This is a genomic window from Mucilaginibacter polytrichastri (assembly GCF_001911425.1).
GTDB classification, from domain to species: domain Bacteria; phylum Bacteroidota; class Bacteroidia; order Sphingobacteriales; family Sphingobacteriaceae; genus Mucilaginibacter; species Mucilaginibacter polytrichastri.
The window spans coordinates 2,784,265-2,796,839 of sequence record NZ_MPPL01000001.1 but is presented as its reverse complement, the minus strand read 5'-3'; the positions used below and the strand labels follow the sequence as shown (position 1 = coordinate 2,796,839).

Genomic DNA, 12,575 nt, shown 5'->3' with positions numbered 1-12,575 from the left:
CATACCTATGGAAAAGAAAGTTGAAAGTACCGTACCCGATACCTCCAGGCGGGACTTTATTAAAAAGGCCGGTTTAGCAGCCGGTATTATGATTGTGCCGCGTTATGTTTTGGGTGGTAAAGGTTTTATTGCACCAAGCGACCGCCTGGTAATTGCCGGTGTGGGCGCAGGAGGCAAGGGCCAAAGCGATATAGCCAACTTTTACAAAAGCGGCAAGGCCGAAATTGGGTTTTTGTGTGATGTAGACGACCGCCGCGCGGCAAAATCGCGGGAGGCTTTTCCTAAAGCGAAGTATTATAAAGATTGGCGCGAAATGTATGATAAGGAACATAAGAATTTCGATGCGGTATCTATTTCAACGCCAGATCATAACCATGCTATCATTACTTACCACGCCATGCAGCTGGGCAAGCACGTTTACGTGCAAAAGCCAATGACGCATGATATATGGGAAGCCCGGCTATTAACAGAAGCCGCCAAAAAATATAAGGTAGTTACACAAATGGGTAATCAGGGCTCATCAAATGACGGTACCCGTTTACTATCCGAATGGTATGATGCTGACCTAATAGGCGACGTGCACACCGTTTATTGCTGGACAAACCGCCCTGTTTGGCCGCAGGGCATTCAATGGCCCGCACCGCAGCCAAATGTACCCAAAGAGCTGGATTGGAACCTTTGGTTGGGTACCGCACCACAAAAGGCATATGTTGATAAACTGGTGCCATTTAACTGGCGCGGTTGGTGGGATTACGGCACAGGTGCCCTTGGCGATATGGGCTGCCACCTGGTTGAAGCCCCTTTTAGGGTATTGGGCATACAATATGCTAAGGATGTACAGGCCAGCGTAGGCAGTGTTTATGTAGATGAGTTTAAAGAAGGGCATTTCCCGGAAAGCTGCCCTCCGTCAAGCCATATCACCTTAACTTTCCCTAAAACCAATAAAACCAAAGGCGATGTTACACTGCATTGGATGGATGGAGGCATAGAGCCGGAAAGGCCGCAGGAATTGCTGCCAAATGAACAGTTTGGTGGTGAAGAAGGTAATGGAACACTTTTCGTTGGTACTAAGGGCAAAATGTACGCCAGCACTTATTCTGATGCGCCAACATTATTACCAACAGCGCGTACCAAAAGCGCAAATGCACCACGTAAATGGGCCCGTGTACCGGGAGGGGCCGAAGGACATTACGCGCAATGGGTAGAGGGCTGTTTGGCTGGCTATGGCAAAACCGAGCTAAGTTCGTCGTTTGATAAAGCTGGCCCGCTTACCGAGGCATTATTAATGGCAAATCTGGCAGTGCGCGGGCACGAACTTAAAGGTGGCCGTATTAAATTACTATGGGATAATAATTTAATGAAGGTTACTAATTTTGACGCAGTTAACCAGTATATTAAGCGCGAATATCGTACAGGTTTTGAGCTTAAAGCTTAACAAACCGCAGATACCTTTATAACTCTTAATAAACCTTTATTTTATATTACAGGAGCGTCTATTTTATTAATATGAGCGATTTACAGATTAAAAAATCATCCACCACTTATGATGTGGTAATTGTAGGTTCGGGCGCGGGCGGCGGCATGGCCGGTTATGTTTTGGCTAACGCCGGCATAAAAGTGCTGATGCTGGAAGCCGGTGTTTATTTCGATCCTCAAAAAGATTCACAACAACTGAAGTTCTCTTGGGAATCTCCCCGCCGTGGGGCAGGCACCACCCGCCCTTTTGGCGATTTTGATGCCGCTTACGGAGGCTGGCAGCTGGAGGGCGAACCTTACACCACCAAAGATAAAACAGAATTTCAATGGTTTAGGTCGCGGATGCTGGGTGGTAAAACCAACCATTGGGGCCGTATTTCGTTAAGGATGGGGCCGCACGATTTTAAAGCTAAAGACGGCCTTACCGATGACTGGCCAATCACCTATGATGATGTTAAGCCTTATTATGACAAGGTTGACCGTTTAATAGGCATTTATGGCACCAAAGAAAATTTAGAAAACGAGCCTGATGGCATATTTATGGCCCCGCCTAAACCGAGGCTAAATGAATTGTTTATAAAAAAAGGCGCACAAAAAGCAGGCGTAAATGTAATTGCCGGCCGCGGTGCTGTGCTAACAGAAGCCTTGCCCGGTAATAAAGACCGCTCGCCTTGTTTCTATTGCGGGCAATGTGGCCGCAGCTGTAAAATTTATGGCGATTTCTCGGCTTCATCTTGCCTGGTTATCCCGGCTGTAAAAACTGGTAATTTAAAGGTAATTACCAATGCCATGGTGCGCGAGGTGCTCACCAATAAAGAGGGCATAGCTACTGGTGTATCTTATATAAATAAAGAAGATATGCAGGAGTACCAGGTAAATGCCAAAACGGTAATACTTGGTGCCAGTGCTGCAGAATCGGCCCGTATACTGCTTAACTCACGCTCGGCTGCACACCCCGGTGGGCTGGCTAACAGCAGTGGCGTAGTGGGGCGGTACCTGCATGATTCTACCGGATCTGGCGCAAGCGGGTTTCTGCCGCAATTGCTTGACCGTAAACGTTATAATGAAGACGGTGCAGGCAGTGTACACATTTATTCGCCATGGTGGCTGGATAATAAAAAGCTGGATTTTCCGCGTGGATATCACATTGAATATGGTGGGGGCATGCATATGCCATCTTACGGGTTTGGGCGCAATATTCAGGACATGAACGGCCGGGTGCCGGGGCGCGATGGTAAAATGAAAGAAGCCGGAGGCTATGGTGTAAGTTTAAAAGATGATTACCGCAGATTTTACGGTACCCAGTTTGGTATGGCCGGCCGCGGTACTGCAATAGCCCGTTACGATAATTATTGTGAAATAGACCCACAAGTGGTTGATAAATATGGAATACCTGTATTAAGGTTTCATTATAAATGGGCAGCCGAAGAGATTAAACAGGCTAAGCATATGCAGGAAACCTTCCAGGAAATTATGCATAACATGGGTGCTATATATAATGGCCCCGAAGGTGCCGATACCAATTATGGCTTAGAAGCACCAGGCAAAATTATACATGAGGTGGGCACCGTACGCATGGGTAATGACCCTAAAAAATCGGCCCTTAATAAATGGTGCCAGGCACATGATTGCAAAAACCTTTTTGTGGTTGATGCTGCCCCGTTTGTACAGCAAGGCGATAAGAATGCGACATGGACCATCCTCGCGCTATCTATGCGTACAGCCGAATTTATATTACAGGAAAGAAAAAAACTAAACGTTTAAGCTTAGCATTATTATGAACAGACGTGATTCCCTCAAAGCTTTAGGATTAACCACCCTCTCTGCCGGGTTAATATTAGAGGCTTGTAAAACAGATACCCCGCACAAAGAAGAAGTTGCAGCAGTTGCCCCAAAAACCGAAGACGAGGCCGGCCGTCAGGCGTATGAAATAGAACGTGATAAAAAACTGCATGCCGAAACGTTTTTTACCCCGGCAGAAATGCTTACCATAACTGTGCTTGGCGATATTATTATCCCTAAAGACGAAAAATCAGGCAGTGCATCTGATGCCAGGGTGCCGGAGTTCATTGAATTTATTGTAAAAGACATCCCGGAGCATCAAACCCCGATGCGTGGGGGCCTGCGCTGGCTGGATTTGCAATGCTTAAACCGTTATGGCAAAATATTTACCGATAGCACTAAGCAACAGCAATTCGAATTGTTGGATATGATTGCCTATCCCGATAAGGCTAAACCAGAAATGGCCCAGGGTGTGGCTTTTTTTAACCGAATGCGCGATTTAACCGCATCTGGTTTCTTTACAACCAAAATGGGGTTTCATGATGTGGGTTATGTAGGTAATGCGCCCAATAAATGGATAGGCGTACCGCCCGATGTTTTAAAACAGTATGGTATGGAAAATAATATTTAAACGAGTATTTCATATTACAGTAATCGTTTTCAATCATTTATAAAATTTTATGCTCAGTAATATTCGGCTGTTCCTAATTGTTTGGGTTTTTATAGGAGCCAACAACTTGTTTGCCCAAAGTAGAAAAGCCCCGGCTTATCCGCTTATAACACATAACCCATACTTCAGCATCTGGTCAACAACAGATAACCTGACAGCTTCAACCACTTCGCATTGGACGGGGGCTAACCAGTCGTTGATTGGTTTAATTAAGGTTGATGGTGCTATTTATCGTTTTCTAGGCAAAGAGCCCGAATATTATAAAACCATACTTCCAGCATCAGACGAGCAATTATATACCGTTAGCTACACAGAAACCCAACCCGAGGGTAACTGGACAGCTTTGCAATACGATGCCAAGGACTGGAAATCGGGCATGTCGCCTATTGGCAATGCCGAAGGGCAGGACAAAACTATATGGTCTACAAAGGATATCTGGCTACGAAGAACCTTTACAGTTACCAATGCAGACGAGATTAATAAGCTGGTTCTAAAACTATCTCATGACGACGATGTGGAGATCTCATTAAACGGCGAACCTTTATACAACAAAGTGGGCGTTACCAATGATTATGGAATGATCCCGATTGATAAAAATAAGCTGAGAACCGGCGAGAACGTTTTGGCTATTCATGTGGTAAATACCGGCGGGGGTGCCCGTATTGATGTTGGTTTAGTTGATAAGGAAAAAGTTGTGGAGCCCAATGCAATTTTACTGGCCGATCAAAAAAGTGTAGATCTCAACGCTACGCAAACTATTTATAAGTTTAAATGTGGAAACGTTGACCTCGATTTAACATTTACTTCCCCGTTGTTATTGAGCGATTTAGGTTTACTATCAAGGCCGGTTTCTTATATTACTTATAGCGTTAAGGCCAACGACGGAAACACACATCAGATAAAAATATACCTAAGTGCATCGACAGATCTTGCAGTTAATAAACCATCGCAGGAGGTAGTTGCCAAAAGTTATAATACACCGCAATTATCTATACTAAAGGCAGGCACAACCGCACAGCCCATTTTACAAAAGAAAGGTGACGACCAGCGCATAGATTGGGGATACGTTTATATAGCAGCTCCAAAGGTTGCCAACGCAAAGCAATTTATAACTTCACAAAAAGAAGCTGTTAATGCATTTGTGAAGGGGAGCGAGGCTTCTACAATTAAACAGGGAACAAAACTGGCTTTAAACACAGTTATTTTTTTGGGTAAAGTAGGGGCTGCGCCGGTTTTCAGGTTTTTAGAAATAGGGTACGATGATATTTACGCCATCCAATACTTCCATCAAAATTTAAGGCCATGGTGGAACCTGTCGGGTAAAGAAACCATGGAGCATCAGCTTAGTGCTGCGGCTAGCGGCTATCCGGCTATTATACACCAATGTACAGCTTTTAACAAAACCATGTATAGTGATGCTTTGAAAGCGGGAGGTAAAGACTATGCTAATTTATGTGTACTTGCTTATCGCCAGAGCATTGCAGCGCATCAATTAGTTAAAAGCCCGAAGGGCGAAATACTTTGGCTCTCTAAAGAAAACTTTAGCGGTGGTTTTATTAATACGGTCGATGTTACGTATCCATCTGCTCCGCTGTATTTGCTTTATAATCCGCGTTTGTTGCAGGGGATGTTAAACGGTATTTTCTATTTCAGCGAAAGCGGGAAGTTCGACAAAGGTTTTGCTGCACACGATCTTGGTTCTTACCCGCAGGCTAATGGTCAAACTTACGGAGAGGGAATGCCTGTTGAAGAATCGGGCAATATGATTATCCTTACGGCCGCTATTGCCAAATTTCAAGGTAATGCCAACTATGCAAAACAGCATTGGAAAACATTGAGTACCTGGGTTAATTATTTAACTAAAGAGGGCTTTGATCCTGCAAATCAGCTATGTACCGATGATTTTGCAGGCCACCTGGCACGTAATGCAAATTTGTCTGTAAAGGCAATTGTGGGTATTGCATGCTATGCCCAATTGGCCGAAGCGTTAGGGGACAAGGCAACTGCCATAAAGTACAAACAAATTGCAAAAGGAATGGCGGTAAAATGGATGCAAATGGCCAACGATGGAGATCATTACACACTTACTTTTGAAAATAAAGGCACCTGGAGCCAAAAATATAACCTGGTATGGGATAAGGTATTAGACCTCAATTTATTCCCTGAGTCTGTTTACGATACAGAAATTAAATACTACTTAAGCAAGCAGAATGAATATGGTTTACCCTTGGATAGCCGTAAAACCTACACAAAATCTGACTGGATTGTGTGGTCCGCAACATTTGCATCTAACCAAAAAGATTTTGAAGCACTAATAAAACCTGTTTATAAATATGCCTTAGAAACCACTACACGTGTGCCGCTTAGCGACTGGCATGAAACAACCGATGGCAAACAAGTTGGCTTTCAGGCCCGCAGCGTTGTTGGTGGTTATTTTATGAAGTTGTTGTATGCTAAATCTTTGCGATAAGGATAGGGTACCAATCGTTGTTAGTCAACGCTAATCCTCAAACAGGTAACCGCTGTAAGCTAAACCTTTGGCCACACTTTTAAAGTTATCGCCCGAGTTTAACTTAACATGCGGGAACTTATTTTTAAATAGCTTTTGGATACTGCCAACCATAGATGTACCGCCGGTTAAAAAAAGGCTATCAATATTTTGGGGATCAATATTGTTTTGTGTCAAAAAATCAGTCAGATAATTTTCAATCCGTTCCACATCTTTTGCTATAATCTGGTCATAAACAGGTAAGGGGATATCTTCATTAATTTTGATATCCATTTTATGATAGCTAAAGGCAGCGCTGTTTGCGCTGGTTAGGGTGATCTTTGTTTTCTCAATGGCCTGAAATACCGAATAGCCTAAATTATGATCAATGAGGGTGATCAGGTTTTTAAACTTGCGGTCTTTGCCCGAGTAATAATAGTAATCTTCAATATCCTTTTTAATGCGCGGGCCGTTAAAAAAGTTCATTTGTTCCCAGGAGCAAATATTGGCAAAAAGCGATTTCGGTACTGTGAGCACCTTGCCCGGCGTGGCTTCATATTGCGTGTGTTTACCAAAGTATGGCGTACCCTTTTCCCACATAAAAGCAGAGTCAAAGCTGTCGCCGCCTATATAAATGCCGCCGGTGGCCATCATGTCATTTTTCCTGTCTTTGCTTCCTGTTTTAGCTGGGTCGAGAACGAGGTACGTAAAATCAGTAGTACCGCCGCCCAAATCGGCCACTAGTACGTTTTCTTTTTTTGCCAAGGTTTTCTCATAGGCAAAAGCGGCACCTATCGGTTCAAATTGAAAGCGTACATCAACAAAACCTGCAATTTCGGCTGCTTTATTTAACCGGTTTTGTGCTAAGGTATCTTTCTGCACGTTGTCGTCATCAAAAAAAACAGGTCTGCCAATTACTGCTTTTCGGCAATCTTGGCCTGTCAATTCATCTGCACGCTCTTTTAATTCCTCTAAAATAATAGCAACGAGGTCTGATGCATTGTATCTTTTATTGTGGATGCGGGTTTCAGTGAAACTACTCCGGGATAGTATTTGCTTAATAGATTTAATAAAGCGGCCTTTCATACCATCGTTAAGGTAGGCTGCAATGGCTTCTTCGCCTACTACGTAATTTTTGTCACGCTCTGCATTGGGCTCATGATAGAAATAAATGAGCGAAGGAATAATAATGGTATGATTGATCTCTTTCGACTCCTCATCGTAAATAGCCAATGCCGAATTAGTTGTTCCAAAATCAATTCCGTATAAAAACCTTTTCATAACAATGCAATAAAACGACCCAATTTTAAGGGCGGCGAATGTATAAAAAAATAGATTAGAAACGAAATTGATGTTTGATGAATAGTTTAATTTGCCTTGGTTGTGGGCAATTTAGTTTTGGAATAATCAATTGTTAAACTCATTTTTAAATATTGATCAAAGGCCTGCCTTTTAGTGCACCTACAAGGGTAAAGCCAGCAAGCAATGCATACAAAAGACCTATAATTAAGGTGGCTGTAATGTCCCTGAAAACGTACCACGATAGCAGGGGTAACAACTGCAACGCATGCATGCCAATAAAATGGGCAATACGGAGGTCGCCGTATTTAGTGCTCCAGTTAAAAACAGGTAACCTTGAATATCCCTCCGGCCCGCCAACGGTATGGGTTTGCCTGGCCCCCATTGATGCACCCTGAAAAGCAAAGAAAACAAACAGGAAAATGCCGATGCGGATACTTAACACATAATAAACTGGTAGGTTAGGGAGATTTGTAGTGCAAAAAAGTATACCGATATAGCCGGTCCAAATCGTTACAATGGCAGCTGCAATGCCCATTAGTGCAGTCAAAAACTTAAAAAGTGGAGAGCTTACGTTATAGTGCGACAGTTTCCCTCTACCGGCTTGCAGTGCAATGTAAATAACCTCGAAACCCAAAAGTATAATAACAACATAGTTATATAGATTAACTGTAGCCGGTGCGCTAAGTTCATAAGTATACCAACCCATTGTCCACGAGAAAACCGCTATAGATAAAGCAAATTTAAATGGCTTAAACCAGGCATTTGCACCTCTTAGCATGGTGCTTGAAAACCGGGTTAGGAGTAGAAATATTGCTGCTGCAAACATATTACAAGCCCCGAAAATAAATAGAGGCCTGTTGCGCAGTTGTAAAATATCTAAGAAATGTATCATGATTAATTGAATGAAGCCCTGAATTTTAAAGGTGAGAGATTGGTTTTTGCCTTAAATAATTTGCTAAAGGATTGTAAATGTTCAAACCCCATTTCGTAAGCAATTTCGCTTACAGATAAACAGGTGGTAGATAATCGTTCTTTTGCTTTTTCTATCAATTTATTATGGATGTGTTGTTGGGTGTTTTGCCCGGTGACAGCTTTAAGTAATTCGCTTAAATAACCGGCGCTTAAATTTAGCTCATCAGCAATATATACTACTGTAGGCAATCCTTGTTTTACTAAATCCTCGCTGCTAAAGTATCTCGTAATAATATCTTCTACACGGCTGATGATCTGGTGGCTGGAGATTTTCCGTGTAATAAACTGACGCTGGTAAAACCGGTCGGCATAGGCTAGTATTACTTCCAATTGAGCAATTATTACATTTTGGCTAAATTTATCAATATTAGCATGATACTCCTGCTCAATGTATTTTGCTATACTGGTTATCATCGTTTCTTCCTTGTCAGATAGGTAAAGGGCCTCATGCACCGAATAACCGAAATATTCATACTGCTTAATGGTTTTGGCCAGGGGTGTGTTCCACAGAAAATCGGGATGAATGATAATCATCCATCCCGAAGATGTTTTTGTAGCGTCTTTCTTAGTCGCTATACTCCAAACCTGGCCGGGAGACATACAAAACAATACCCCTTCATCAAAATCACAATCCTGCTGGCCATATTTAATTCTTACATTTAGATCCCGTTTTAAAGAAATACAGTAGAAATCAAAAATCAAACAGATTGGCCCATCTGTTTCATAGGGGGTAAATGATTCAAGGTCGATTACACTAATCAGGGGATGCTGAGGTTTGGGTAGTCCCAATAGCCGATGATATTCTGTAATCGTTTTAATGCGGTACGGTTGCATGTTTGCCATGGTTCAATATATTAATTACTGGTTATAAACTGCTGCAAATTCTTTTGCGAAATCTTTCATCTTTGTTTTACCCATAACTTTTGGCCTGTTTAAATAGTAATGTTCGTTTACCAAACCATTATGCATCCCTATATTCATATCAACAACGCCCTGAGCTCTTGATTCGGGCATTTTAAACATTTTTAAACCGCTCAGCATTTCTTTGTCAGACATGAGTGCCCATTTTAAATAGGGTTTACCAATAGCTTCGCCTATAATTTTTGCAATTTCATTACAGGTTAATTCTTCACTGGCTACGTAACGAAATTTTCTTTCAGTAAAAGTGCTGGTAAGTTCATCGGCAGTTGCAGTTGCGATATCTATCGGCGATACCCATGGCATTTTATCTTCGGCACCATAGTTTGCTGCAATAACGCCTGTTTTACCCGTTATAGTGCTCCAAAAGCCCGAAAAACGTATAGTTAAAAATAGCCCGAGAAAGCCTTTGCCCCTAATGGTATCTTTAAAGTTGTACAGGTTGGTGTAAAAACCTACCGGGCGCATATGTTTAATAATTACGTCTGGAGGTAGTTCTTTAAAAATGCGCTCTGCCAGGTTATGAAAAGCAAGCAGTCCATTTCCTTTATCTGTGTGTGCTCCGATACTGCTCAGGTGAACAACGTTTTTTACACCAGATGCCCTAATGGCCTCTGTGTAATTACCAACCTGCCTGCGTGTGGTTGCCATAATATCGAGATTTGGATCGAAATAATCGAAGGGCGGCAACATGCAATAAACAGCATCTGCGCCGGTAAAAGTGGCTGTCAGAAAACTAACGTCTTCTATTGTACCAATAGCAGCGGTAGCGCCTAAAGCTTCAATTGCTATCCTTTTTTCGGGTTTGCTGCTAATAACGGTTACGGCGTGCCCTTTTTGTATTAACTGTTTGGTTAGTGGCTGGCTAATGTTACCTAAAGAACCTGTTACAATGATTTTCATGTTTTTCTGTTTTTGATGATACAAAGGTCGTTTGTAAAGCAAAAGCAGATTTATCCTAATGCTGGTTTGTGTTAGCCAAATTGAGGTTTGGGTTACATAAAGACGCACTCAAGCTTACAGTTTTTTCCAACATATATACTTTCATTTATCGGGCGCAAAAGGAATTATCATATTGCAATATGGGTTGCAGGAGAAATGACGAGGGTGGCTATTAGTTTTTATGAATAGGCTTACAAACTGTGAAACAATCATTTTCTATAGCAACATGGCCGCTCATGGCGTAATACTTACCGGTAAGTACCAAATTACTTTTGCTTTGTTCAATGGTGATTTTCAAAAAGCCATGCTGGGTACCATTGGCATGTTTTAAAGTAACGCCATTTACAGGTAGGCCGGCAAAACGTTCGTCACTAAGTAAGGCTATGTTGTGCAATTCGTCAAAGCCACCTGCACCCGCTACCACATAAGGTGTTTCTGTACCATCTTTATCCGTTTTATGAAACCGCTGGTAATTATGTACATGGCCGCTAAAAACCACATCGGGCCTTACGCCGGTGGCGGCATAAGCATTTTCGAGCATTTCTATCATCAACAGGCTCGACCCATGATTAATATCTGCAGAATAAGGGGCATGGTGAAGGCAGATGATCAGCATTTTATCTTTTGGTGCGGCCAGAAGTTCTTCTTTAAACCAGTTTAGCTGTTCTGCCAAAACAACACCATATTTTGGCACATTGGTGTGTAGCCCAATGATGGTTGCAAGGGGTGTTTCCAGCGTCCAGTAAACATTGGGCTGTATCATGTTTTGTCTTTTACTTTTACCGCTGAATGAAATTCTTTGGGGCACATTGCCACAAAATACGGCAGTAAAAGCGTCGAGGCTTTGGTAGGGTTGCTTACTATCGGGATTTATATCGCTGTCGTGGTTACCGGCAATAGCGAAGATAGGGCCGGGATATTGCTCAAAAGGCTCGAAAAACTGTTGTGCAAACTGGTCGGCCTCGCCATGGTGATAAACCAGATCGCCAAGGTGATATAAAAAACTTCCTTCTACTGCCTGGGCCGCCATCTGTTCAACAATGCTTTTCCGTGCTTCGGGCTGCCTGTTACCGCCCGTATCGCCTGCCATGTGGAAGCACATGCGTTTCGGGTTTATACCCGGCAGTACTTCATTTAAGGGCAGATGGTAAGGATATTTGCCGGTAGGGTTCGGTAAGGGTTGAAACTTATAACTATCGTCGGGTTGATTTTTTTTTAAAACGGGTACAGTGTAATTCATTATTCGTGTAATACGAGGATAGCTTTAACAGACCGGTTCATGATCTGGTTTACGGTGCTGCGATTAAAAAGGCGATAAATAATATTGTGGTGGTGTTTCACCAGGCACAGGATGTCGGTTTCATGTGTTTCGATGAATTCCATAATTCCGCTAAGTGGGCTGCTGTCCTTCAGGTAATTAAAATGAAGTTCGGTATGGGGAATGAGTTCTTTGATGTGTGCTTCCCCGGTTTGGATATGTTTGGTATCAGGCTTTTCTTCAACATATAATACCTCCATTTTTTTAGAGTCAAATGCTTTAATCATTTCATTGAGTGCGGTAACATCCTGTGCCGATAATTTTGTTTCATAATCTGTAGCAAGTGTAATGGCAGGCACATCCGGGAACTTACTTTCCAGCGGGATGATCAGGGTTGGTATTTTTACTTTAGTAACCATCATACTGGCATTGCTGCCCACAATGCCACTAATGCCGGTGGCACCGGTAATGCCCATTGCCAATAATTCTACCGGGTGGTTATCTATATGTTTAGTTATAACCGTTTTTAGGAATCCTACATCACACAAGGTGGTTACCTTTACTTTTTTAAAGGCATCTTTTGCTGTGTAAACTGCAGCCCAGTCTTTAAGCGCTTCTCTTTTATTACGGTAATAATCTTCTATAAAGATAGCGTTATACGTGCTGTTATTAATACCTTCTGTAGGGTGGATAGCATGGATTGCGCATACTTCCATCCGGAGCAAAAGGGCCAGCCCCATGGCATATTCCATAGCGTTAGCGGCACT

General features: G+C 42.5%; 10 protein-coding genes. 4 read left to right on the top strand and 6 right to left on the bottom strand.

All coding sequences use genetic code 11. The annotated features are described in order from the left end of the window. Positions 1-7 precede the first annotated feature (7 nt). The 4 genes from RG47T_RS11895 to RG47T_RS11880 all read left to right on the top strand — a co-directional run bounded on the left by RG47T_RS11895 (position 8) and on the right by RG47T_RS11880 (position 6,398). Entirely contained in the window at positions 8-1,435 is a 1,428-nt protein-coding gene (locus RG47T_RS11895) for a Gfo/Idh/MocA family protein (RefSeq protein WP_074489673.1), read from the top strand. 71 nt (positions 1,436-1,506) lie between these two features. After that, positions 1,507-3,240 carry a GMC family oxidoreductase gene (locus RG47T_RS11890; protein ID WP_074489672.1) on the top strand — a complete coding sequence of 578 codons (1,734 nt, stop codon included), beginning with the start codon at positions 1,507-1,509 and terminating at the stop codon, positions 3,238-3,240. A 13-nt stretch (positions 3,241-3,253) separates the two neighbouring features. Next, entirely contained in the window at positions 3,254-3,889 is a 636-nt protein-coding gene (locus tag RG47T_RS11885; RefSeq protein WP_074489671.1) for a gluconate 2-dehydrogenase subunit 3 family protein, read from the top strand. Positions 3,890-3,938: 49 nt separating this feature from the next. Then, positions 3,939-6,398 (top strand): glutaminase family protein, encoded by a 2,460-nt coding sequence (locus RG47T_RS11880; protein ID WP_074489670.1) that lies wholly within the window; start codon positions 3,939-3,941, stop codon positions 6,396-6,398. Between the two features lie 30 nt (positions 6,399-6,428). Here the strand turns inward: RG47T_RS11880 and RG47T_RS11875 are convergent, their stop codons facing one another. From RG47T_RS11875 to RG47T_RS11850, 6 genes are all read right to left on the bottom strand, one after another. Next, the gene (locus RG47T_RS11875) at positions 6,429-7,697 is read right to left on the bottom strand and encodes an Hsp70 family protein (protein ID WP_074489669.1); all 1,269 of its coding nucleotides are present in this window, start codon (positions 7,695-7,697) and stop codon (positions 6,429-6,431) included. A 145-nt stretch (positions 7,698-7,842) separates the two neighbouring features. Then, on the bottom strand, positions 7,843-8,610 hold the full coding sequence (locus RG47T_RS11870; RefSeq protein WP_074489668.1) for a hypothetical protein: 768 nt from the start codon (positions 8,608-8,610) through the stop codon (positions 7,843-7,845). Between the two features lie 2 nt (positions 8,611-8,612). Beyond that, positions 8,613-9,533 (bottom strand): helix-turn-helix domain-containing protein, encoded by a 921-nt coding sequence (locus RG47T_RS11865; protein WP_074489667.1) that lies wholly within the window; start codon positions 9,531-9,533, stop codon positions 8,613-8,615. A gap of 15 nt (positions 9,534-9,548) precedes the next feature. After that, on the bottom strand, positions 9,549-10,511 hold the full coding sequence (locus RG47T_RS11860) for an SDR family oxidoreductase (protein ID WP_074489666.1): 963 nt from the start codon (positions 10,509-10,511) through the stop codon (positions 9,549-9,551). Positions 10,512-10,722: 211 nt separating this feature from the next. After that, positions 10,723-11,790 (bottom strand): metallophosphoesterase family protein, encoded by a 1,068-nt coding sequence (locus RG47T_RS11855; RefSeq protein ID WP_074489665.1) that lies wholly within the window; start codon positions 11,788-11,790, stop codon positions 10,723-10,725. Then, positions 11,790-12,575 (bottom strand): universal stress protein (locus RG47T_RS11850; protein WP_253187514.1); only part of this gene is annotated, 786 nt, incomplete at its 5' end. The genes RG47T_RS11850 and RG47T_RS11855, both read right to left, overlap by 1 nt.